Genomic DNA, 23234 nt, shown 5'->3' on the forward strand with positions numbered 1-23234 from the left:
AGACGGTGGGCCCCCCTACAGTCGGCTGCCAGACGGTGGGTTTTCCCTCGAGTCGACTGCCCCTACGGTGGGGTGCCCAGGACGACCGCTCCGGAAGGACCCCCCATGCCCGACACCGCCCTGCTGCTCGGCGGCACCGGCACCCTGCGCCGCACAGCGGAACTGCTCGCCATGGACGGCTGGCAGGTCACGGTCACCGGGCGCGACGCCTCGGCGACGCCGCAGCACTGGGCGGGTCTCGGCATACGCATGGTGGTCGCGGACCGGTCCGATGCCCAGGCGACCTCGGCGCTGGTCGGGGACGGGGTCGGCCTGCTGGTGGACGGACAGTGCTACACGCCGCAGCAGGCGCAGGAGCTGGCTCGGTGGTCCCGCCGGTGCGCCTCCACCGTGATGCTGTCCGCCAAGGCGGTGTATGCCGACCGGCACGGCCGCCACCTCAACTCACCCGAGGCACCGGACTGGGAGGGGGCGGTCGCGGAGGGGCAGCCGACGATGGCCTATGCGGGCCAGGAGTTCCGCTCGGCGGAGGGTTATGGCGCCAACAAGGCCGAGGCGGAGCGGGTGCTCCGGTCCGAGGGACAGCGGGTCTCGGTGCTGCGGCCGAGCAAGATCCACGGTGCCGGGGTGCGGCAACCACGCCTGTGGGGTGTGCTCGCGCGGGTGCTGGCCGGGCGCACCGCGATGCCGGTCGTGCGCGGTGGGGTGGTGGAGTCGACCACCTCGACCGAGGCGCTGGCACGCACCGTCCTGGCGTGCGCGGGCCGCCCGGGTGAGCGGGTGCTCAACGTGGCCGATGGGGATCCACGACCTGCTCGTGAACTGCTCCGCGAGGCGGCCGAGCTCGCCGGGGGCGACCTGGAGCTGGTGGAGGTCGACGGCGGCCACTGTGCGGAGTCAGTGGGCCGTCTGCCGTGGACGCTCGACATGGTGCTGGACACCGCGGCGGCCCGAACGCTGGGGGTGCCGGTGACCTCGTTCGCCGACGGAGCCGTGGCCGAGCTCGACTGGTTGCGCTCGCTCGCCCGGCGGGAACCGGACGGCACGTGGGCGCTGCCCGGGTGGCTGGACGTCGAGGGGCCGGACCTGGCTGCCGAGGACGCCTGTCTCAGCGCCTGGCCTCGATGAGGTGCCGCGTGGAGTGGGCCACCACGGGCTGCCCCGCGCGCAGCTGGGCATCCAGCTCGAGCAGCACCGAGCGATAGCGCTCGACGCTGAAGTCGGGCACCCACCACACGCACTTGCGCAGGATCCACACGACCGCCCCGATGTCGTGGAACTCCATCCGACACCGCGCGGTCCGCAGCGCGACCACGGTCAGGCCGGCCGCCTCGGCCGCGGCGGACTCCACCCCCGGGTCACGACCACTGGGGCGGTCCCACACCTCCGGCGCCACGAAGTGGGCGATCAGCTCGGCTGCGGACCCGGGTCCGACGTGCTGGGCCAGATAGGTCCCGCCGTCGACCAGCACCCGGTGGATCTCGGGCCAGTCATGCGCGATCGGGTGCCGCGAGGTGACCAGCTCAAACGAGCGGTCCGGCAGTGGAATCCCTTGCGCCGCAGAGGTGTCCACCACTTCGACGCCACGTGGCCCGAGGCGTGCCCGGGCCCGGGCCAGGTTGGGCGGCCACGCCTCGGTCGCCACCATCCGCGGCGGGAGGGTCGGCGTCTCGTCGAGCACCTCACCGCCACCGGTGTCCAGGTCCAGCGCGGAGGAGGCGGACGCCAGACGCTGAGCCTGGCGCGCGGCATACCCCCACGGGGGACGCTCCTCCGTCGCCCGCCCCGCCAGCCAGCCAAAGCCCCATCCCGAGACGTCGGCTGCCTCCGCCTCTGCCACCAACTCCTCGAACGACCGCATCAGGGGAGTATGCCGTCCGCTCGCCAACTCGCCCGGCGAGCCCGCGTGACGGGGCAGCTCACTCGCCGGTAGCGCCGTCGATCCGCTGACGGAGGAGGTCCGCGTGACCGTTGTGGCGCGCATACTCCTCGATCATGTGGACATAGATCCATCGCAGCGTGATGTCGTTCCCGGAGCTGCTGCGCGTCAGGACCGTGTCGAGGTCGGTGACGCCACCCGCGAAGGCACGCGAGCGCTCGACGGTGCCGCGATAGGTCGCGAGGTCGTCGGCCACCACGGCGTCGGCGACATTGTCGAAGTCACCGTCAGGGTCGGCCTTGCTCCAGTAGATCCCGGGGATCTGGCCGTCGGTCAGGTCGTTGTTGAACCACGCCTCGACCTCGGCGAGGTGGCGCACCAGGCCCAGCAGGGTCAGCGTCGACGGCTCGCACGAGCGGGTCTTGAGCTGCTCGTCCGAGAGCCCCTCGCACTTGCGCAGCAGCGTGTCGCGGTGGAAGTCGAGGAAGCCCTCGAGGATGGCTCGCTCCGGCCCGGAGTGCGGTGGGTCCTGACGGTTGGTGGCAAAGGCGTTGTCAGTCATGGGCGTCCAATGTACGGACCAGGTCGTGGCGCGGCACCAGGTTTTGCGCCACGCCGGTGACGTGGTGCGGGAACCCGGCAGGGGCATGCGCCGTCGCAGGAGCAGGAATGATGGGCCGCGCCACGGCAGATGGGCAACGGCAGATGGGCAACGGCAGATGGGCAACGGCAGATCGGCAACGACGCCGACCGGCAACGACGCCGACCGGCAACGACGAGGGAGCGCAACGATGGGCACGGACACTGCGGGCAGCAGGACCTGGTTGGCAGCGGGGGGAGGTGCGGTTGTCGGGGCAGCCGCGGCGGTGGCAGTCCTCGTCGCCCTGGGCTGGTCGGGTGAGAGAGCCTCCGGCGCCGACACGCTGACGCTGCCGGAGACGGCAGCAGGTCTGCGCCTCCAGACGATCGTGGAGGAGGAGGTGAGAGGCGAGGCGATCGAGGGGCAGGTGCAGGCGCTCGCCGAGACGGCCGAGCTGTTGTCGATGAGCCGCGGGGAGGCGGCCACGGACGTGCAGGTCTACTCCGATGATGAGTTTGAGGAGCGCGTCACGATCTGGGTCGTGGCGGACGAGTCGCCGGCGCTGTGGAGCTCCCGGGACAGCGACGCGATGGCCGAGCTGATGGTCCTGGAGACGCCGATGGAGTGGGTCGAGCGCGATGGTGAGGTGGAGTGCCTCGTCGAGCCAATCCAGCTGGTGCGGCGTGACAGTGGCGGTGAGGTGGAGACGCGGGTCTCGCGGTGCCAGCTGGTGCAGGACGGCGTGACTTTGCTGCTCGAGGGGACCAGGCACGACACGGTCAGCCGCCCGGCTGAGATCCTGCGCGACGTGGCCACCCACCTCGAGCGCGGCTGAGGGGTTTTGCGGGGCCGGGGCGTGGCACCATGCCACCTGTGATGCTCCCCACTGCTCCCGTGCCACCTGCCGCCGTCGAGGGTGGACCCGGCTGGGTCCTTGACGGGGCGAGCCTGCTGCCACGCATCACCGACCTGGCGGCCTTCCGAGAGGGGATGAACACGGACCCGCTGGCCGACGCCGTCGAGGCCCTCTGGTCGGGTGACCCGGTCCGCGCACGTGAGCTGCTGCATACGGCAGATCCCACCGTGCGGGTGTGCGCCCTGCTCGCCGACTGCTCCCGCGACCTGGGGGACGTGGACGACGCACTGCAGACGTATGCCGACCTGATGGCCGAGTGCACCGACACACCCTGGGAGCCGGTCCTGCGCCAGCACCACGGCAAGTCGCTGCTGGCCGCCGGGCGGATCGAGGAGGCCCTCGCCGAGTTCGAGACGGCGCACGCGATGCGGGTCGCGGCCGGGGCGCCGGCCGACCTGGTCGCCTCCAGCGCCCAGGCGTGTGAGCGTGCCCGGCAGCTCGTCACGGCCGGGCACCTCGAGACCGAGAGATAACCCGTCACCCCTCGACACCAACCTTCGGCACCCTCCCCGCGTTGAGTAGGGGAGGAGGTGCCCGTGAGCGGTGACCAGGAGCAGGAGTTCGAGGCGTGGGCGGTGTCGCGCCAGCGCGGCTTCCTGCGCTCGGCGATCTTGCTGACGGGCGACCAGTCCGCCGCGGAGGATCTCGTCCAGGAGGCTCTGCTCAAGGTTGCCGACCGGTGGTCGCGGCTGCGGCACGAGGCACCCGACGCCTATGCGCGGCGGATCATCTACAACGCCGCGGTGTCCCGCTGGCGACGCCGTCGTCGTGAGACCCCGATGGCCGACCTGCCCGAGACGGGTGTCGCGGGCCGGAGCGAGGCGTGGGTGGCGGGGGCCGATGTCCGGGCGGCGCTGCAGGCGCTGACGCCGAGACAGCGGGCGGTGCTGGTGCTGCGCTATTACGACGACCTGTCCGAGCAGCAGATCGCGCAGACCCTGGGCGTCACCGCGGGCACCGTCAAGAGTCAGGCGCACGTGGCGCTGCGCCGGCTCCGCGAGGAGTTCGGCGTCATGGTTGTCGAGGAGGCCCGATGAGTGACCTGCGTGAGTTCCTGGATCGTGGCGTCGCCGGCGCCCCCGATGTGGACCTGGTGGAGGGCGTATGGCGGACCGCTCGCCGGCGTCGCCGGAACCGCCGTCTCGTGGCCGGGTCTGCCGTGGTTGCGGTGGCGGGCGGTGGCTTCGCGGTGAGCCAGTGGGATCGTGACCCGGTCGACCTGGCGCCGGCCGTCCAGACCACGCTGGCACCCGAGCCGGTGGATGACCTGCTGATGGCGAACCAGGCCTTCCTGGACGGGATGCGCGCCAGCGGGGTCCAGGTGGACTACCGACCGCTGAAGAGCCCCCGGCTGGCCATCAGTCCGGCTGCCGCCTATGTCGTCGTCGGGGAGGTGTGGGACATCCGGCCCCGTGGGGACGACTTCGTGGTCACCGTCGACGTGGCAGAGACCATCCCGGACAACCCGCTCGCGGCCGAGCGGATGGACGTCCTGCTGGACAGCGGTCCGCTGCACGAGGTGACCCCGCAGATGAGCGCGGCCGTCGGTGGGCCCGTGCTTGTGGTCCTGCGCAACCAGGTGCAACCGCTGGACGCCAGCGCGCCGGTGAGGCCCTATGTCGATGGCTTCTGGATCGACGTGCCCGGTGGGATCGGCAACCCCTACACCGACTACACGAGGATGCCGCAGGACTGGCCGTCGGTCGGCTCGGTGGACGAGCTGGCGGCCGTGCTGTCGGACGCTGAGGTCGCCGCCCGGCCGGTGCAGCCGCCGCCACCGGAGATGGAGTGCTCGACGTCGTGGCAGAACCCGCCGTCGCTGTACGCCACCGGCCTGAGCGCACCGGCTCTCGAGACGGCGAACGATCTCATCGGCCTGGCTGCGTACTGCGACGAGGACGGGCTGATCGCCCGCGCGCTCGCCGACGGCACCACCGTCTCGGTCGGGGAGGGCACGGTCGCTGAGCAGCTGGCGACCCCAGACGACAACGGCGCCTACCTCCGGCTCGAGGCAACTTTCGGGGTCCCGTCGACAACCGAGGGGACCCGGCACGTGTTCGAGAGTGAGGGCTGGCGGGTCGTCATCGACAGCGATGGGCGCTGGGTCGAGTTCAGCCGTCCGTAGCCGTGGCGCCCCTCCCATCGTGGGTGTGCCGCTCCTGCTGGCGCCAGGCAGCCGAGGAGATCCTGATCAGCGGCAGCTGCAAGGGCAGTCGAGCCAGACTGACCGCGAAGGACGCCAGGGACCTCGGGTCGCGCCGGCGGGCCGCACGGCGGCCGAGGTCCACGGACATCTGAGCGTTCGCCGGCCAGACCGCGGTGAGCAGTGCTGTGCTGGCCAGACCAGCGACCGGGCGGGTCCGCGGATGCATCAGCCCGGCCGCGCAGGCGAGCTCCGCCACCCCTGAGGCCAGCACCAAGGGCCGCGACCAGCGGCGCAGCGGGCGAGGAATGATCGGCTCAAAGGTCTCCGGGCGGACCAGGTGGATCACGCCGGACACGGCGAACGGGACGATCACCAGGGGCAGACCTCGAGGTTCCATAAGCCCATTCTGCGGTCCCCGTGGCGATCTCGCCGCGCCGCGAGCAGATTGCGTGTACCGCTCTCGCCGCGCCGCGAGCAGATTGCGTGCACCGCTCTCGGATGTGATGATCCGGGCATGAGTGACGGTGAGCCCAGCGACAGCGCACCCCAGGCGCCCACCGCGCGGGAGCGCAACCGCGCCGAGGTGATGGCCCAGGTCATGGCCGCCGGCCGTCGTGAACTGGCCGAGCACGGCGCAGACGGCCTGTCACTGCGGGCTGTCGCGCGCGAGATCGGGATGGTCTCCTCGGCCGTCTACCGCTATGTCGCCAGCCGCGACGAACTGCTCACCCTGCTGATCATCGAGAGCTACAACGCGGTCGGGCTCGCGGCGGAGCGAGCCTCGGCCACCGAGGGCACCGCGGCTGAGCGGTTCGTCGCGATCGCCAGCGCCGTCCGCGACTGGGCGAGGGAGCACCCGCAGGAGTACGCACTGCTCCACGGCTCCCCGGTCCCCGGTTACCGCGCGCCCCAGGTCACCGTCATACCGGGCATCCGGGTGCCCACCGCCATGCTCGCCCTGCTGATCGAGGAGTATGCCGCCGGCCGGGTGAGCGCACCGCCTGAGGGAGAGGACCCACCCGTGAGCCCCGAGCTGAGCAGGCAGCTCGACGTGGTCCGCGACCACTTCGACGTGGACGTCCCGGACGACGTGCTGCTGCGGGGGATGAGTGCCTGGACCCAGGTCTATGGCCTGATCAGCTTCGAGCTGTTCGGACAGTTCGCCAACACCTTCGAGCCGGCCGATGACTTCATGGGATACCAGTTCTCGCTGGCTGCGACGCGCGTGGGGATCGCTTGACCGGGCGGAGGCGGCGCTGGCCGCAGGGCCACCCTTGGCGCACCGGTGCGGCCGAGCACTGGGACGTCATCGTCGTCGGCTCAGGCTTCGGTGGGTCCGTCGCCGCGCTGCGACTGGCAGAGAAGGGCTATCGGGTCCTGGTCCTGGAGGCGGGCGCCCGGTTCGCCGACGAGGACTTCGCCACGACGTCGTTCCGGCTGCGACGCTTCCTGTTCCGCCCGGAGATCGGGTGCTACGGCATACAACGCATTGACACCCTCGACAACGCGATGATCCTGTCGGGGGCCGGTGTCGGCGGTGGCTCGCTGGTCTATGCCAACACGCTCTATGAGCCGCTCGACGAGTTCTATGCCGACCCCCAGTGGGCGCACATCACGGACTGGCGCTCGGAGTTGGCGCCCTACTACGACCAGGCCAAGCGCATGCTCGGAGTGGTGACCAACCCGACCCACACGGCCTCCGACAAGGTGCTCAAACAGGCCGCGGAGGAGCTCGGTGTGGGGGACACCTTCCGGCACGCCCCGGTCGGTGTGCACTTCGGTCAGGGTCCGGGTCAGCGCGCGTCAGACCCCTACTTCGGCGGCGCCGGACCTGAGCGCGCCGGCTGCCTGGAGTGCGGGGAGTGCATGACCGGATGCCGACACAACGCCAAGAACACCCTGGTCAAGAACTATCTGCACCTCGCGGAGGGGCTCGGGGTCGAGATCCGACCGCTGAGCACGGTGACGCGGATCCGCCCGTTGCAGGGTGGCGGCACGGGGGGAGCGGAAGCGAACCTGCGAAACCACTCGGAAAATACGGGGCCGGGCAGCGAAACCACTCGGAAAATTGGGTACACCGTGACCGTGCGCGACACGCGGCCGACGCGGCGGGGCACCTACGAGCTCACCGCGGACCACGTCGTCCTGGCGGCGTCCGCGCTGGGGACCCAGCGGCTGCTGCACCGGCTGCGCGCCGACCGGGACCTGCCCGACCTCTCCCCGCGGCTCGGTGCGCTGTCCCGCACCAACTCCGAGTCGCTGCTGGGCGCGATCCGCCTGGGGGACGGCCCTGACTACAGCAGGGGGGTGGCCATCACGTCCTCGATCCACCCCGACCCGCAGACGCACATCGAGCCGGTGCGCTACGGCCGCGGCAGCAACGCGATGTCGGCCCTGCAGACCGTGCTGACCGACGAGGTCGAGGGCACACCGCGCTGGCGGACCTGGACGGCAGAGCTGTGGCGACAGCGACGGGTCCTGCTCAAGATCACCGATCTGAGGCACTGGTCGGAGCGCACTGTGATCGCGCTGGTGATGCAGTCCCTGGACAACTCGATCACGACCTACCCACGTCGCAGTCGCCTCACCGGGCGGCAGGTCCTGGGCAGCAGACAGGGCCACGGGACGCCGAACCCGACGTGGATCCCGGTGGCCAACGAGGCGGTGCGGCGGATGGCCCGGATCGTCGGCGGTGTGCCCGGCGGCAACATCGGCGAGCAGTTCAACCGCCCCCTGACGGCGCACTTCCTCGGGGGTTGCGTGATCGGGGAGAGCGCCAAGACGGGTGTCATCGACCCCTATCACCGGGTCTTCGGCTATCCCGGGCTGCACATCGTTGACGGATCGGCCATCTCGGCCAACCTCGGCGTCAACCCCTCGCTGAGCATCACCGCCCAGGCCGAGCGGGCCATGGCGCTGTGGCCCAACAAGGGTGAGACGGATCCTCGACCCACCCTAGGGGAGCCGTATGCCGTCACGCGCCCGGTCCCGCCCCGCACCCCCGCGGTCCCCGGCCCGGCACCCGGTGCCCTGCGGCTCCCGATCACCCCGGTCTAACCTGCCTCGCGCCCACCGGTCACGGTGTGACGCACCGCCCTCCCGCGCGCCCTGCAGACCCCGCGCCACCGCGTCTTGGAGCCGGCTGTGTCTCTTCGAGCCGGTTACAACCGGGCCGAAGAGACACATCAGGCTCCAAGACACCGCCGACGGGCATCGTAGGCAGAGGCGCCAGGGTGACGGCAGCACTGCGCCCCAGGACCGAGATCCTGGGGCGCAGTCCTCTGACGGTCGGTGACCGCGCGACTAGAAGGTGCCCTCCGGGCCGGCGGGTGCCGGGATCCTGAAGTTGCCGGGGACCTTCTTGCCCTTGACGCCGTTCACCGACTCCGTGGAGTAGGCGAAGGTCAGCACGGCAAACGCGACCGAGTCGGTGTTGACGTCCAGGGCGTGGAGGTCGACGTTGCCGAGGTCGTCACAGGCCTGGTGATAGCACTGGTCGAAGGACTCACCAGCGACACCGCCCCAGATGTCCTGCTGCTCGTCCGTCTTGACCTCTTCGGCGCCGGTGAACAGCCCACCGGAGGGGATGTCGTTGGCGATGAAGGCCTGGTAGTCGCTGCGCCCGCTGAACTGGGTGTCGTCATAGCGCTCACCGGCCAGCGTGTAGAACGACTCGAAGGTCTCCTCGATCGCGATCGAACCGTCGGGGATCGGCACGCCCGCGGGAGCCGGGAAGGTCGACTCGTTGGCGTCATAGACCCCGAGGAAGTAGTTCGGCGACCCGATCATGTCGAAGTTCAGGTAGAGCGCGACGCGGTCCAGCTCCGACTGCGGCTGGTCGGCGACCCACTCGGTCGACCCGATCAGCCCGATCTCCTCGGCGCCCCAGAACGCGAAGCGCACGGTGTTCTGCGGCTTGTGGTTGCCCAGCTTCTCGGCGACCTCCAGCAGGCCAGCCGAGCCGCTGCCGTTGTCGTTGATGCCCGGGCCACCGTCGACGCTGTCGAGGTGGGCTCCGGCCATGACGACGTTGTTGTCGTTCTTGCCCTGCAGCTCGGCGATGACATTGAGCGACTGCTTGGTCACAAAGTCGACCTGGAGATGGGCGGTCGAACCCTCCGCGGCCAGGGCCTGCCCGTCGTCAAAGGTGACTCCGACGACGGGGATAGTCACCACGGACGGCACCAGGGTCGGGTTGAGCGGCCCGCATCGGTCCGGGGTGTCGCACTGGTTCATCACGATCACGCCGCTGGCGCCGGCGGCCTCGGCGTTCTCGGCCTTGAGGCCGAAGGCGCAACTGCCGCGCTGCACCAGCGCGATGCTGCCCGCGGCGAACCCGTCGAAGTCCTCGGCCTCGCAGCCACTGGTGCTGGCCCGTGGGGGATCCAGCGCGAGGTCGACGGGCGTCACCGCGGCGGTCACGTCGCCCTCACCGGATCCCTCGGCCACGTAGTGCTCATAGGTGGCGGTGATCGGAGCGGTCTGCTCCAGGACCGAGTCGGTGCCCTCGTAGTCGAAGGGCACAGCCTCGGCGTCCCAGCCGGCGTCCTCCATGACCTCGATGACGTAGTCGACGCTGGCCTGGTAGCCGGGCGTGCCCTCGGCACGGTCCCCGTGCTCGTCGGCGATCGCCTGGAAGGCCTCGAGGTGCTCGAAGGCACCGTCACCGCTGACGCAGTCAAGCAACTTGTCGTAGGTGTTGTTGTTGCGGTTCTCGCAGGCCACAGGGTTGGGCTTGCTCGGCTGGGCGGCGGTGCTCGGCAGCGCGACCAGGCCGGACACAGCCAGCCCTCCGGCCGCGAGCAGCACGCCAGCCCGGCGCAGGTGAGGGGAACGGGACATCAGCGCGACCTCCATGTCGCTCGGGGACTGCTCCGCCCGAAGGGCCGGGGCAACCACTGACGCTAACGGCCCGCAGGAATGCACCGGAAGGGACTTTGCGAAGTCTTTGCCAAACCGTCAGGAGCGTTGCACTGGCCCGCTCCGCTGACCTCAGGCCTCAGGCATCAGCCCTCAGGCCTCGGGCATCAGCCCTCAGGCCTCGGGCATCACGGTTGCGGCCAGGACCGCACCGAGCTCGGTGCAGGCAGCCAGCGACTCCTTGTCTGCTCCGCCCTGGACCTCGAGCGTCGGGGCCACCGCCTCCCAACCCAGGGCCGAGGTGATGCTCCCCATCGCACGGACCGCGCCCTCAAGACCCTCGTTGCCGTGGATGTATGCCGCAAACGGTCGCCCTCTCGTGGCGTCCAGGCACGGATAGTAGATCTGGTCGAAGAAGTGCTTCAGAGCACCAGACAGATAGCCGATGTTGGCGGGTGTGCCGAGCAGGTAGGCGTCGGCCTCGAGCACGTCCACCGCGCCGGCGACCAGGGCGGGCCGCACGACGACGTCCACCCCGGTGATCTCCTCGTCGCGGGCCCCGGCCAGGCACGCCTCGAGCATGGCCTGCATCCCGGGGGAGGGGGTGTGGTGCACCACCAGGAGGCGACGACGGTCTGGTGTGTCCGACATACCGATCAGGCTAGACGAGGCTCGAGCGCGACGGCACCGCTATCGGCAACCGACACCACGACGTAGGCGCTGAGGGCTAGCAGCAGGGGGCGGCGGCGTCACCGCTGCCAGGGGCGGGTGCCGTGCAGCAGCGTCACCGCGGTCCGGAAGATGCCGTCCACCCGCGCCCGACGCTCGAAGTTGGTCACACCCACCGGCGGGGTGAAGCGCTGGGTGGCCACCGACTTGGCATAGCAGAACTCACGCAACCCGTCCGCTCCGTGGATGCGGCCAAAGCCCGATCCGCCGACGCCACCGAAGGGCAGCTCCGGCAGCCCGGCAAAGCCGATGACATTGTTGACTGACGTCATGCCGCTGCGGATCCGGCGGGCGAGCTCGGGCCCGTTCCGGCGGGAGAAGACGGCGCTGCCCAGTCCGTAGGACACGGAGTTGACCGCCGCCACCGCCTCGTCCATGTCGCTCACCCGGTCGACGGTGATCACCGGGCCAAAGGTCTCCTGGGTCTGGATGAGCGCCCCCGACGGGGTGTCGACCAGCACGACCGGCTGGATCAACCGGGCCGGGTCGCTCAGCTCGCTGTCCGGGCCGACCCCCGTGGCGCCCGCCGGGAACTGGCCGTCACCCACCAGCGCCCGCGCTCCACCGGAGGTCGCGTCGATGACCTGCTCCTGGATGATCCCCACCTGCTTGGGCAGCGTGATCGGACCCAGGTCGGCCTCGTCGTCGGTGCCGGCCCGCACGGTGCTGGCCTCCCGGACGATCGCGGCCACCACCTGGTCATAGACCGCGGTGTGGGCCAGCACCCGCTCCACCCCGATGCAGGTCTGCCCCGCGTTGCTCATCCCACCCCACACGGCAGCGGCTGCCGCAGCCTCGACATCGCCGTCCTCGTCCACGATCAGGGCGTCCTTGCCGCCGCCCTCGATGAGCACCGGTGTCAGCGTCTTCGCACAGGTGGCCATGACCTTCTTGGCGGTGCCCGTCGAGCCGGTGAAGCCGAGCTTGTCCACCCCTGAGCGGCACAGCGCATCGCCCACCTCGGGACCACCCTGGACCGCGAGGAGGACGGGACGTCCGACGGCCCGCTCAAAGCTGTCGACGAGCCACTGCCCGGTCCGCGGCGTCAGTTCCGAGGGCTTGAAGACGACGGCATTGCCCCCGGCCAGCGCATAGCCGATCGAGCCCATCGGGGTGAAGACCGGATAGTTCCAGGGGCCGATCACCCCGATCACGCCATAGGGGAGATACTCCACGGTCGCCGCCACGTGGAAGGCCAGCAACGTCGACCCGACCCGGCGCCGGCCCAACACACTGGGCGCGTGCTTGCTCGCCCACGCCAGGTGCTCGATGGCCAGGCCGATCTCGAGAGCGGCGTCACCGTGCGGCTTGCCCGTCTCGGCGCGCACCAGCGCGGCCAACTCGTCGATGTTGTCGGCCAGGTCCCGGCACCACCGGTCGAGCAGGTGACGGCGGCCCGCGAATCCGATTGCCGCCCACCAGGACTGGGTCTCTCGTGCGAGCGCCACCGCCTCGCCCACCAGCCCGGAGTCCTCGGCGACGGGGGCGGGGGCGGGTGCGTCGGCATACTCGGTGCTCATGGCGTCATCATCACCCGCTAGAGTGCGACTCACCAAGGACCAGCAGGGGAAGCCGGTGCAATTCCGGCGCTGACCCGCAGCCGTGACCCACTCGTGGGAAGTCGGAATGCCTGCCGGCTCTGGAGCTCGTTTGATATCCGTCGTGGTCTGCGGATCGAGCCTTCTCGCCGGTTCTCCGGCTCGTCGGCGCACCTCGTGGACCACCGCACCCTCGTGGAAGGTCCTGATGTCTCGCACCCTCGCCCTGGCGCTAGCCGCTGCTGGCTCGCTCTCCCTGCTCTCACCGGCGGCCCTGGCCGCACCCAACGATCCCGACTCCACCGCGCAGGACCCAGCTGCCGTTGCCGCAGCTGACGACCCTGTTGCCGCTGCCGCGGCTGGCCAGTATGTCGCCACGCACGTCCCCGCAGACGGCAACCTCGGTGGGCCGGGAGGGAGTGCGGACGCGGCCCTGGCCCTGCTCGCCACCGGCGGCCACGACGATCAGGTGGCACTCCTGGTCGACTACCTGGAGAGCCAGGCCGTCTCCTATGCCGGGGCGGGCGGCCCCGCTGCCGGCAAGCTCGCCCTCGTGGCAGCCGCCACCGGCGCGGATGCCACCGACTTTGGCGGCGTCGACCTGATCGCCGCGATCCAGGGGTCGATCGCCGCCGACGGCTCCTGCGGCAGTTGGGGATTCGCCTTCGGCAATGCGCTGTGCATCCTCGGCCTGGAGCGCAACGGGGTCGACGTGCCGACCAGCCTGCTGGGCAGTTCCTACAGCTTCCAGGACCCGGAGACCGGCGCGTTCGGGTTCTTCGCGGGCGAGAGCTTCACGCCCGAGGCCGACGCGACCGGCCTGATGCTGAGCGCACTCTCGGGTGTCGCCGACGTCAAGGACTCGTCCGGGTCTGCCGTGGACCGCGACGCCGCGCTCTCCGCGGCGGCCGCCCGGAACTACCTCGTCGACGCGCAGACCGCCGAGGGCTACTGGCAGAACTACTCGCCGATCAACGCGACCGGACTGGTGGCCCCGGCCCTGCAGACCGTCGGGGTGCCCTCCGACGATGCCGTTGCGTGGCTGGGCGGCCAGCAGCTCGCCGATGGTGGGCTGCCGAACGTGATGGACGGCGGCACCAGCAACCTGATGGCCACCACGCAGGGCTTGCTGCCGTTCACCGGCCAGAGCTATCTATCAGTCGGAGCTGGCGGCACCGACACCGTCGACCTGGTTGTGCACCCCGACCTGGTCGAGCGGATCGGCGGGGCCAACCGCTATGAGACCGCCGCCGCCGCGAGTGCCGACGCCTTCGAGCCGGGCGTGGACACCGTTTATGTCGCCACCGGCGCCGACTTCGCGGACGCCCTGTCGGGTTCGGCGCTGGCCGGTCACCTGGGCGCACCAGTCCTGCTGGTCAAGCCCGACGGCGTGCCCGCGGTGACCGCCACGGAGCTGGAGCGACTGGCCCCGGGCAAGGTCGTGGTCCTGGGAGGCACGGCCGCCGTGTCCGACGCCGTGATGGCCCAGGTCGGCACTCACGCCGAGGGCAATGTCGAGCGGGTCTCCGGCGCCAACCGCTATGCGACCGCGGCCGCCGTTGCCGCGCGGTTCACGCCCGGGGAGCACCTCTACGTGGCCACCGGTGCGCAGTATGCCGACGCGCTCGCGGCCTCCGCGGCCGCCGGTGCGGCGGGTGAACCGGTCCTGCTCGTGACCGCCCACGGTGTGCCGAACGCGACCGCCGAGACGATCGCGTCGATCGACCCCACCAGGATCACCGTGGTGGGCGGGACGGGTGCCGTCCCGGCGGAGGTCGTCACCGAGCTGGAGCAACTGGCCGAGGTGACGCGGGTGGCGGGCACCGACCGCTATGCGACCGCCGCCGCCCTTTCCGAGCTGCGCCCCCAGGCTGACGGTGCGGTCCTGGCGACCGGCCAGGACTATCCGGACGCGCTCACGGGTGCTGCCTACGCCGCCCAGGGCAACGTCCCGGTCCTGCTGGTCAAGCCGGACGCCGTCCCCGCAGCGACGCGCAGCGAACTGCACCGCACCGCGGCCCGCGAGCTGCTCGTGCTCGGTGGCACCGGCGCGGTGTCCACCCACGTGACGGCCGTGCTCGAGGAGTTGAACTACGCGGACTGATCCCTCGCGCACCCCGCGGTCCCTCCTGCAGCGACCCTCCCGGCGCGGTTTCACCTGTCGCGGTCTCCCGGCGCGACGAACTGGGGTGCAGGACCGGTCACCGGTGACCGATCCTGCACCCCAGACAGCCCCACCCCGGGCCGCCCACCCCAGATCGCCCCACCCAGGCCGCCCACCCCAGACCGCTTCACCCCAGAAAGCCCTACTCGCGCCAAGCGAGCGCTGGCGCGAGTGACAGTTCGCCAGGAAGTGTCGGCGGCGATGACCACGGGACCAGTCGGTGCCTCGGACAGACGGGGCGTTGTCCACAGGGCCCTCCACGGGTGTGGTTGATTCCGTCATTGTTGCGGGATGGCTCGGGAGACTCACCTGGCACGCCCTGCCTGGCGTCGACGCACGGCAGCTGCGCTGGCTGCACCTTTCGGCGGCGTCGTCCACCGGCGCATGCTCCGCGAGGCAGGGATCTCTCGGGACGAGGCCCGAAGTGAGATCCGGGGCGGGCGCTGGTCCGCCCTCGGCACCCACACGATCTTCATCGGCCCAGCCGACTCAGATCGGCTGAAGGGTCCGTCGGCCCACTCAGATTCGTTGACGGGCCCGTCGGCCCATTCAGGTCGGCTGAGAGGCCCGGCTGGCAGCTCTGGGCCGCAGCACAATGCGTGCGGAGACTGGCCGTGGCCCCGCCCTGCAGAGTGGCCCGCGTCCGCTGCGTGGGCGGTGTGGGAGGCCGGATCCGGAGCGGTTCTGGACGGTAGCTCAGCGCTGCTCCTCGCCGGGCTCGAGCACTTCGAGGAAGGGCTCGTGCACGTCACGCTGCCGCACGGACGCCACCTCACACGGTTGCCGGGAGTGCGGGTGCGAAAATCTCGGCACGTCACGCCCGCCCGCACGGGCGGTCTGCCCCGCGTGACGGTCGAGGCGGCTGTGATCAACGCTGCCCAGCGGGCCGTCAGTGATCGTCAGGCTGCCCTGCTCATGGTCATGTCGGTGCAGCAGAGACTCACCACGGGTCCACGTCTGCTGGCGGAGCTGGCCTCGCGTGACAGGATCCACCGGCGACGCTTCATCACCCTCGTCCTGCGTGACATCGCCGATGGTGCGCACGCGCTGGGTGAGCTCGACTTCGCCCGACTCTGTCGTGCTCATGCCGTGCCGCGACCTTCCCGCCAGGAGGTGCGCCACCGTCCAAACGGCCGCACCTACCTCGACGTCTGGTGGGAGTCCCACCGCGCTGGTGCCGAGATCGACGGGGCTCAGCACGGGTGGGGCCTGCGCGCGGCGGAGGACTCACTGCGGGACAACGAGATGGTCATCGGCGGAGAGGCAGTGCTGCGCATCCCGGTCCTGCTTCTGCGCACAGACGCCGCTCGCGTCATGGATCAGGTGGCGCGCTTCCTCGTGTCGCGTGAGATTGGCTAACGCCGAACCGACCTTGAATTGACGTTGGGACTTCGTGTGGGGTGCAGAACCGGTCACCGGTGACCGACCCTGCACCCCACAGCAGGGTGGTGATGCGGGTGCCGCGTGGTAGTGCGGGTGCCGCAGGGTGATGGGGTACCGCGGGGTGGCGCATGGTGACGGGGTGCCGCGGGGTGGCGCATGGTGACGGGGTGGCGCGTGGTGATGCGGGTGCCACAGCAGTGATGGGGGTGCCGGGTGGTGACGCGGGTGCCGCGGTGAAGATGCGCCGGGCACGGCCGCAGAATACTTGCGACACACCAAATCCTGAGAGATCTCTCATCGGACTCTCATGCTCACCTCACTCAAGGGCACTAGCGTCAGCGGCGCAGCACATCCATCTGGCACTCCTGAAGGCATAGCAGGAGGCACTGGATGCTCGGGACCTGTGCCAACGGCTCACCCCCGAGGGTCGTTGGCACTACCAGGTAGACCCCGCGAAGCCCCCCTCCTCGCGGGGTCTACCCATGTCCACGCGCCCGGACCTCGCGTCAGGCCTCACTGTCGGCGACTGCCCTCGCCGCGTCAGGCCCTCACTGTCGGCGACTGCCCTCGCCGCGTCAGGCCTCACTGTCGGCGACTGCCCTCGCCGCGTCAGGCCCTCACTGTCGGCGACTGCCCTCGCCGCGTCAGGCCTCACTGTCGGCGACTGCCCTCGCCACGTCAGGCCCTCACTGCCGGCGACGGCCCTCGGCCGCGGTCGCGATATCCGCCAGATCCTGCTCCAGAGCCTTGCGGGTCGCCTTCGTCGCCATCCCTCCGAAGACCTTCATCCCCAGCTTCTGCATCGCCGACGGGGTGCTGAGCTCGGCGCTGAACGTGACGCTCAGCTCGGTGGCCTCGTCACTGACGGGGACCAGCACGAAGGTCGTCACATAGTCGGCGCCCCCGGAGGAGGCTCGCACCTCCGTCTCGCGCAGCGGGTCGGCCAGCGTCACCCACATCTCCTCGGTGCTGGAGCGACCAAAGATGGTGCGCGTCTCCCGCCAGCGGGTGCCCTCGGCATACGGCCCGTCGGTGAGGGTCTGCACGGAGGTGACCCCGGAGAGGGTCTCGGCGGCGCGCCGCACGTCGGTGAGCACCTCCCAGACCCGGCAGGGCGGGGCACCGATGACCTTGCTGACGACGATCTGGTCCACATCACTCCTGGGGGCGTTCGGCTCTGGCACACCCGGTCTGGGCAACGGGGAGACTACCCCCTAGCCTGACGGCACACTCCGGTTTCCCTCAACGAAGAGAGCACGCCATGGCGCTGGACAACCCGTTCTACACCCCCGAGATGCAGGGAGCCTACGAGCTCCACTCCCTTGGCCGGTTCGAGCTCGAGGACGGCGGGGTCATCCCTGACCTCCAGCTCGCCGTCGCGACCTATGGTCAGCTCAACGAGGCCAAGGACAACGTCATCCTGATCCCGACGTGGTTCAGCGGGACCCACCAGACGTGGGAGCTGGTCTACATCGGGCCGGGACGCGCGCTGGACCCGGAGAAGTACTTCATCATCGTGGTGAACCAGATCGGCAACGGCCTGTCCACCTCACCGCACAACACCGACGGTCCGATCGCGATGAGCCAGTTCCCCAACGTGCGGATCGGAGATGACGTCCGGGCCCAGGAGCAGCTGCTCCGCGAGGTCTTCGGCATCGAGCAGCTGGCCCTGGTCGTCGGTGGGTCGATGGGCGCGCAGCAGACCTGGGAGTGGGCAGTCCGCTTCCCGGACAAGGTGCTTCGTGCTGCTCCGATCGCCGGCACTGCCCAGAACACGCCGCACGACTTCCTGTTCACCCAGACCCTGGTCGACGCGATCACCTCCGACCCCGGCTTCAACGGCGGGGACTATGCCTCGCACGCTGACGTGGTGGATGGGCTGAGCCGGCACGCCGACATCTGGGCCGTCATGGGTCTGTCGACCGAGTTCTGGCGCACCGAGTTCTGGCGCGGCATCGAGATCCCGGACGTCACCTGGGACACCGCGGTCGAGTTCAAGGACCGCTTCCTGCGCTCGGTGTTCACCGCGCTGGACCCCAACTCCCTGCTGGTGCAGGCCTGGAAGTGGCAGCGCGGCGACGTGGCGCGCAACACCGATGGTGACCTGGCCGCGGCGCTGGGCCGGATCACCGCCACGATGTTTGTGATGCCGATCGATGAGGACATGTTCTTCCCGCCGCGGGACTGTGCCGCCGAGTGCGAGCAGGTCTCCGGAGCGCAGCTGCGCCCACTGCATTCCGTCGCCGGGCACTTCGGCCTGTTTGGCTTTGAGCCGGACTATCTGGAGTCGGTCGACACCATCCTGCGGGAGCTGCTCGAGACGTCGGTATGACGGACCGCTAGTCGCCGCCCTCGGTCACGTGATGGTGGGTGACGGCGCCACCTCAGCCGGTCAGCCGGTCGAGGTGGCGCCGTCGTCGGGCGCGGACTCGACCGGCACAAAGTCGGTGCCGATGTAGAGGTCGATCTCGTCGATCTGCCGGGCGTCCTCAACCAGGACGGCGCCCTCGACGTAGGTGGCCAGGAGCTCGGCGTCCTGCAGCCCCTCGACACCGTGGTGGATCTCGGCGACCGCCGGTGTCTCGGTGCCTGAGGGGGCGTTGTCGACGGCGTCGATGTCAAAGCCGTGGGTGGCCAGGGCCTTGGCGGTGTTGCCGGCGATGCCGGCGGCACCGGAGGCGTTGTAGACGTTGACCGTGACGTCCTCGGCGAGCACGGCAGGGACCTCCGCGGTGGCCGTTGTCGCGTCGGCGTCGCCAGCGACCCCGTCGCCCTCGGGCAGCCACCCCTGGTAGTAGGCCACGGCATACCCCCCGATCCCGACCAGGAGGAGCAGGAGGGCGGACAGCACCAGGGCGGCACGGCGTCGCCGCCGACGCGCGGCGGTGGACATGCCAGCAGTACGGACGTAACCCACGGGAAACTCCTTGTGATCCGGTGAGCGAACGCTACCGAGCGGCGGGGTCAGGGACGACGAGGACACGCCCGTGAACGAAAGCGCGTCCGGCGAGCGCGGCCCGCAGGGCCCGGTGCAGGCCGTCCTCGAGATACTTCAGGCCGCGGTACTCGACGACGTGGCAGAAGATGTCGCCGTAGAAGGTGGAGTCCGCGGCGAGCAGGTGCTGCAGGTCCAGCGTGGCCTTGGTGGTGACCAGCTCATCGAGGCGCACCATCTGCGGCGGGATGTGCGACCAGTCCTCCAGGTGGTGGGGAGGGTATGGCTGCCCGTCGCCCACTCCCTTGAAGATCATGAGCCCATGATAGGAGGCACCTGGTGCCGGATGGGCCGCCGCGCGGACCAGCAGTTACTAGAGTGCTGCCCGTGACCGAGAACCAGCTTGACCAGATCCGCGCCGGCTACTCCTTCGAGGGCCCGTCCATCACCCTGGGGGCCACCCTCCAGGACGGCACCCCCGTCCCCGATGCCCCGGTCCGGTTGCCGCTCGCCTCGATGAACCGGCACGGGCTGGTGGCTGGGGCGACCGGCACCGGCAAGACCGTCACACTGCAGGTGATGGCCGAGCAGCTCTCCGCCGAGGGGGTCCCGGTCTTCCTGGCGGACATCAAGGGGGACCTGACCGGCCTGGTGACCCCGGCGGGTGACAACCCCAAGGTCACCGAGCGCATGACGGGACTGGCGCAGGAGTGGGCGGGCACGGCATACCCGGTCGAGTTCTTCTCCCTCGGCGGGCAGGGCAAGGGCATCCCGATCCGGGCGACGATCACCGGCTTCGGCCCGATCCTGCTGTCAAAGGTGCTGGGGCTCAACGACACCCAGGAGTCCAGCCTGGGACTGATCTTCCACTATGCCGCCCAGGCCGGGCTGGCGCTGCTGGACATCAAGGACCTGCGTGCGGTCGTCCAGCACCTGCTCTCCGACGAGGGCAAGGCCGAGCTCAAGGCGCTCGGTGGGCTGTCCACCGCGACGGCCGGGGTGATCCTGCGTGAGCTGATCGCCTTCGAGGCGCAGGGTGCCGACGCCTTCTTCGGGGAGCCGGAGTTTGACACGGCCGACCTGCTGCGCACGGCGGAGGACGGGCGCGGCATCATCAGCTGTCTGGAGCTGCCCGGTGTGCAGGACAAGCCGGCGCTGTTCTCGACCTTCCTCATGTGGCTGCTGGCGGACCTGTTCCAGGACCTGCCGGAGGTCGGCAACCTCGACAAGCCCAAGCTGGTGTTCTTCTTCGACGAGGCGCACCTGCTGTTCAAGGACGCGTCCAAGGCGTTCCTGGAGTCGATCGAGCAGGCCGTGCGGCTGATCCGGTCCAAGGGGGTCGGCGTCTTCTTCGTGACCCAGGTGCCCAAGGACGTGCCGGAGTCGGTGCTGGCCCAGCTCGGCAACCGGGTGCAGCACGCGCTGCGTGCGTTCACCCCCTCCGACGCCAAGGCGCTGAAGGCGACGGCCAAGACGTTCCCGATCAGTGACTATGACCTGGAGGAGGTGCTCACCCAGCTCGGCACCGGTGAGGCCGTGGTGACGGTGCTCTCCGATCGGGGTGCCCCGACGCCCGTGGCGTGGACGCTGCTGCGCGCCCCGCAGGGCACCATCGGCCCCTCCCCGGAGGCGACCGTCGACGGCGTGATCTCCGCGTCGCCGCTGACCAGCAGGTATGCCGAGGAGCTGGACCGCGAGTCGGCCTATGAGATCCTCGCGGCCAAGATGGAGGCCGGTGCCAAGGCTGCCGAGGAGGCCGCTGCGGCTGAGGCTGCGGCCGGGGCGAGCGAAGCGGCGCAGAAGGAGGCCGCCGCGGCGGAGAAGGCCGCTCGGAAGCGGGAGAAGGAGGACCCCTCGGTGGTGGACCAGGTTGTCGGCTCCTCGGCCTTCAAGTCGATGCTGCGCTCGGCCGGCACCGTGATCGGCCGGGAGATCTCCCGGAGCATCTTCGGCACGGGGCGTCGTCGCTAACCATTTTGAGAGGGGTTTCGTCGGTGCGCACCGAATTTTGAGAGAGGTTTCGTCGGTGCCGTGCCTACCCAATTTTGAGAGAGGTTTCCAGGGACCGGCCACGCCCCCATACCAAGGGACCGGCCACCGCCCCCACGCGGTGACCGGTCCCGGTCTCGGGCCGGAGGGACGCTGTCCCCACCGGCAAATTTCACTGTGAGCGTGAAGCTCAGTCCCTGTCCTCGTCGGTGACCGGCGCCTGCAGGTCCTCGTCGAGCAGGTCGCGCAGTTCCTCGATGCCGGCCACGTCCGACCCCGCGAGTGCCTCGGCCTCCTCACGCAGATCCCCGAGCGTGAAGCCACGCTCGCTGACGATGCTGTTGCCCTTGAGCAGTTCGGCCGAGTCAGCCACGAGCGCGGCCACCCGGAGCGTCTCGGACGCCTCGTCCTGGGACCAGGTGATCGGGGCGTTGATCTCGATGGTCTCTGCCGTGTCCGGGTCCGCCCAGCGCAGCCGCGCCTCGCCAACCTCGGTGCCGTCTGAGACCGCGTCGGTCGGGACCAGTTCGTAGAGGGCGGACACCCGGTGGCCGGCACCGATCTCGCCGGCGTCGACGGTGTCGTCGCGGAACTCGTCGTCCTCCAGCGCACGGTTCTGGTAGCCGATCAACCGGTAGGACTCGACGAACTCCGGGTCGAACTCGACCTGGCTCTTGGCGTCGCGGGCCACCACGGTCAAGGTCTGTGTCAGGTCCTCGACGAAGAGCTGCTCGGCCTCCTCGAAGGTGTCGACATAGGCGTAGAAGCCGTCGCCCTGGTTGGCCAACTGCTCCATCAACGTGTCGTTGTAGTTGCCCATCCCGAAACCGACGGTGACCAGGTGGATGCCCTCCTCGCCGGCGCCGGCGATCTCCTCGGCGAGCGTGTCGCCCTCGGTCATGCCGACATTGGCCACCCCGTCCGAGGCCAGGATGACGACGTTGATGCCGTCCTCGACGTGAGCGTCCCTCGCCTGCTGGTAACCCAGCCGCAGGCCCGCCTCCATGTTGGTGCTGCCCCCGGCCTGCAGGTCGTCGATGGCACCCATGATGGTGTCGCGGTCGGAGACCTTCGTGGGCTCCAGCACCGGGCTCGCGTCGTCGCCGTAGATGACGATGGCGATGGTGTCGTCCGGGTTGAGACTCTCGGCGAGCAGCGCCAGAGAAGACTTGACCAGACCCAGGCGTTCCCGGATGTCCATCGATCCAGAGGTGTCGATGACGAAGGTGATGTTGGCCTGCGGGCGGTCCTCGTCAGCGATCTCCAGCGAGCTGATCCCCACGCGCACCAGTGCCGTCCCCTCCTCGGCACGGGGCGCTGCCCCAGTCTCCACCTGCAGCCCCAACGCGTTCCCCTCAGGCGCGCTGTCGGCATACTCGAAGGAGTTGACCCACTCCTCGACCCGGATCGAGTCCGGCTCCGGCGCCAACCCCTCCGCGGCCATTCCGTGGGCGACCCGGTAGGACCCGGTGTCGACGTCAAGGGCAAAGGTGGACAGCGGGCTCTCCTGCGCCGACACCCAGACGGTCTCGCCGACGTCGGTGAAGGTGTTGTCCTCCCCCGGCTCGGGCGGCGGAGGCGGCGGCATCGGGGTGGGCTCGGCCCCGCTCTCGGAACTATCCACCGCGACCGGGGCTGTTGCGCCAGCGGCGCCGTCCATGTCCGCGGAGTTCTCGTAGTCCTCGAAGTAGTCCCGCGCAGCGTCGGTGTCCACGCCGCTGGTGCCCTCGGTGGGCGTCTCTGGCTCGGTCTCCCCTGAGCATGCTGTGGCACCGAGCCCCACCACGAGCAGCATTGCGAGCAACTTCGTCGTCTTCATGGCGGTGCGACGGCGATGATGACGTGTTCGGTTCCGAGGGCTCAGGTCACGATGACGTAACGGTCGGATCGGAGGGACGCCGCGTGTGCGCGCGCTCGGCCACAGGTGGCCCAGACCCGTCGACACAGAAAGGGTCCCCCGCGCACCTGGAAGAGCTCACCTGCCCTTGCTGCATTCCTGCCCTGGGGGAGTTCAGTGAGGTACCACCGCACGGGGGACCGGCTCCATGGTACGTGGGAAGCGGCCGCGGGACGAAACTGCGGCCCCGGCGGGAGAATTGAGGCCGAGAGCACGAA

Annotated in this window: 21 protein-coding genes, 1 other RNA gene and 1 riboswitch; of the genes, 11 read left to right on the forward strand and 11 right to left on the reverse strand. The window is 70.0% G+C overall.

The window, feature by feature from the left end; all coding sequences use genetic code 11:
- Positions 1-105 precede the first annotated feature (105 nt).
- Complete coding sequence (locus tag FNH13_RS03255) at positions 106-1128, forward strand: Rossmann-fold NAD(P)-binding domain-containing protein (protein WP_143782130.1); 1023 nt, start codon at positions 106-108, stop codon at positions 1126-1128.
- Here the strand turns inward: FNH13_RS03255 and FNH13_RS03260 are convergent.
- Both FNH13_RS03260 and FNH13_RS03265 read right to left on the reverse strand, forming a co-directional pair.
- Positions 1109-1861 carry a class I SAM-dependent methyltransferase gene (locus FNH13_RS03260; protein WP_143782131.1) on the reverse strand — a complete coding sequence of 251 codons (753 nt, stop codon included), beginning with the start codon at positions 1859-1861 and terminating at the stop codon, positions 1109-1111. The genes FNH13_RS03255 and FNH13_RS03260 overlap by 20 nt on opposite strands.
- Positions 1862-1919: 58 nt before the next feature.
- Positions 1920-2441 carry a DinB family protein gene (locus FNH13_RS03265; protein ID WP_143782132.1) on the reverse strand — a complete coding sequence of 174 codons (522 nt, stop codon included), beginning with the start codon at positions 2439-2441 and terminating at the stop codon, positions 1920-1922.
- A gap of 229 nt (positions 2442-2670) precedes the next feature.
- Between FNH13_RS03265 and FNH13_RS03270 the strand changes: the two genes are divergently transcribed.
- The 4 genes from FNH13_RS03270 (at position 2671) to FNH13_RS03285 (ending at position 5500) form a co-directional block, all read left to right on the forward strand.
- Entirely contained in the window at positions 2671-3294 is a 624-nt protein-coding gene (locus FNH13_RS03270; RefSeq protein WP_143782133.1) for a hypothetical protein, read from the forward strand.
- 38 nt (positions 3295-3332) lie between these two features.
- Positions 3333-3848: a tetratricopeptide repeat protein gene (locus FNH13_RS03275; protein WP_143782134.1), complete on the forward strand. Its 516-nt coding sequence runs from the start codon at positions 3333-3335 to the stop codon at positions 3846-3848.
- A gap of 63 nt (positions 3849-3911) precedes the next feature.
- Positions 3912-4412, forward strand: a complete 501-nt coding sequence (locus FNH13_RS03280; protein ID WP_143782135.1) for a SigE family RNA polymerase sigma factor — start codon at positions 3912-3914, stop codon at positions 4410-4412.
- Complete coding sequence (locus FNH13_RS03285; protein WP_143782136.1) at positions 4409-5500, forward strand: hypothetical protein; 1092 nt, start codon at positions 4409-4411, stop codon at positions 5498-5500. Before FNH13_RS03280 ends, FNH13_RS03285 begins: the two co-directional genes overlap by 4 nt.
- Here FNH13_RS03285 and FNH13_RS03290 read toward each other — a convergent pair.
- Positions 5487-5918 carry a DoxX family protein gene (locus FNH13_RS03290; RefSeq protein ID WP_143782137.1) on the reverse strand — a complete coding sequence of 144 codons (432 nt, stop codon included), beginning with the start codon at positions 5916-5918 and terminating at the stop codon, positions 5487-5489. The two genes, FNH13_RS03285 and FNH13_RS03290, sit on opposite strands and share 14 nt — an antisense overlap.
- 117 nt (positions 5919-6035) lie before the next feature.
- Here FNH13_RS03290 and FNH13_RS03295 point away from each other — a divergent pair, with 117 nt between their 5' ends.
- Positions 6036-6761 (forward strand): TetR/AcrR family transcriptional regulator, encoded by a 726-nt coding sequence (locus FNH13_RS03295; protein WP_143782138.1) that lies wholly within the window; start codon positions 6036-6038, stop codon positions 6759-6761.
- Complete coding sequence (locus tag FNH13_RS03300; RefSeq protein WP_143782139.1) at positions 6758-8578, forward strand: GMC family oxidoreductase N-terminal domain-containing protein; 1821 nt, start codon at positions 6758-6760, stop codon at positions 8576-8578. The genes FNH13_RS03295 and FNH13_RS03300 overlap by 4 nt, the downstream gene beginning before the upstream one ends.
- A 246-nt stretch (positions 8579-8824) precedes the next feature.
- Here the strand turns inward: FNH13_RS03300 and FNH13_RS03305 are convergent, their stop codons facing one another.
- The 3 genes from FNH13_RS03305 to FNH13_RS03315 form a co-directional block, all read right to left on the reverse strand.
- Complete coding sequence (locus FNH13_RS03305; protein WP_143782140.1) at positions 8825-10363, reverse strand: M20/M25/M40 family metallo-hydrolase; 1539 nt, start codon at positions 10361-10363, stop codon at positions 8825-8827.
- A 192-nt stretch (positions 10364-10555) separates the two neighbouring features.
- Positions 10556-11032 carry a flavodoxin family protein gene (locus FNH13_RS03310; RefSeq protein WP_143782141.1) on the reverse strand — a complete coding sequence of 159 codons (477 nt, stop codon included), beginning with the start codon at positions 11030-11032 and terminating at the stop codon, positions 10556-10558.
- 98 nt (positions 11033-11130) lie between these two features.
- A complete protein-coding gene (locus FNH13_RS03315) occupies positions 11131-12630 on the reverse strand; it encodes an aldehyde dehydrogenase family protein (protein WP_143782142.1) in 1500 nt (499 codons plus the stop codon).
- A 7-nt stretch (positions 12631-12637) separates the two neighbouring features.
- A riboswitch (cobalamin riboswitch) is annotated at positions 12638-12762 on the forward strand.
- A gap of 94 nt (positions 12763-12856) precedes the next feature.
- Here FNH13_RS03315 and FNH13_RS03320 point away from each other — a divergent pair.
- Both FNH13_RS03320 and FNH13_RS03325 read left to right on the forward strand, forming a co-directional pair.
- Entirely contained in the window at positions 12857-14752 is a 1896-nt protein-coding gene (locus tag FNH13_RS03320; RefSeq protein WP_143782143.1) for a cell wall-binding repeat-containing protein, read from the forward strand.
- Positions 14753-15553: 801 nt separating this feature from the next.
- Positions 15554-16171, forward strand: a complete 618-nt coding sequence (locus FNH13_RS03325) for a hypothetical protein (protein ID WP_143782144.1) — start codon at positions 15554-15556, stop codon at positions 16169-16171.
- A gap of 710 nt (positions 16172-16881) precedes the next feature.
- Here the strand turns inward: FNH13_RS03325 and FNH13_RS03330 are convergent.
- Positions 16882-17349: an SRPBCC family protein gene (locus FNH13_RS03330; RefSeq protein WP_143782145.1), complete on the reverse strand. Its 468-nt coding sequence runs from the start codon at positions 17347-17349 to the stop codon at positions 16882-16884.
- A 107-nt stretch (positions 17350-17456) separates the two neighbouring features.
- On the opposite strand from FNH13_RS03330, the gene FNH13_RS03335 reads away from it, so the two are divergent.
- On the forward strand, positions 17457-18527 hold the full coding sequence (locus FNH13_RS03335; RefSeq protein WP_143782146.1) for an alpha/beta fold hydrolase: 1071 nt from the start codon (positions 17457-17459) through the stop codon (positions 18525-18527).
- Positions 18528-18587: 60 nt separating this feature from the next.
- On the opposite strand, the gene FNH13_RS03340 is transcribed toward FNH13_RS03335, so the two are convergent.
- Positions 18588-19112: a LytR C-terminal domain-containing protein gene (locus FNH13_RS03340; protein ID WP_143782147.1), complete on the reverse strand. Its 525-nt coding sequence runs from the start codon at positions 19110-19112 to the stop codon at positions 18588-18590.
- Between the two features lie 31 nt (positions 19113-19143).
- On the reverse strand, positions 19144-19446 hold the full coding sequence (locus FNH13_RS03345) for a type II toxin-antitoxin system VapB family antitoxin (RefSeq protein WP_143782148.1): 303 nt from the start codon (positions 19444-19446) through the stop codon (positions 19144-19146).
- A 71-nt stretch (positions 19447-19517) separates the two neighbouring features.
- On the opposite strand from FNH13_RS03345, the gene FNH13_RS03350 reads away from it, so the two are divergent.
- The gene (locus FNH13_RS03350; RefSeq protein WP_228266568.1) at positions 19518-21101 is read left to right on the forward strand and encodes a helicase HerA-like domain-containing protein; all 1584 of its coding nucleotides are present in this window, start codon (positions 19518-19520) and stop codon (positions 21099-21101) included.
- Positions 21102-21309: 208 nt separating this feature from the next.
- Here FNH13_RS03350 and FNH13_RS03355 read toward each other — a convergent pair whose 3' ends face one another.
- Positions 21310-22938, reverse strand: coding sequence for a vWA domain-containing protein (locus FNH13_RS03355; protein ID WP_143782149.1), 1629 nt, complete (start codon positions 22936-22938; stop codon positions 21310-21312).
- 126 nt (positions 22939-23064) lie between these two features.
- An RNA gene (gene ffs, locus FNH13_RS03360) (signal recognition particle sRNA small type) lies at positions 23065-23161 on the reverse strand.
- Positions 23162-23234: the final 73 nt, after the last annotated feature.

The organism is Ornithinimicrobium ciconiae (genome assembly GCF_007197575.1).
In the GTDB taxonomy this organism is placed as follows: domain Bacteria; phylum Actinomycetota; class Actinomycetes; order Actinomycetales; family Dermatophilaceae; genus Ornithinicoccus; species Ornithinicoccus ciconiae.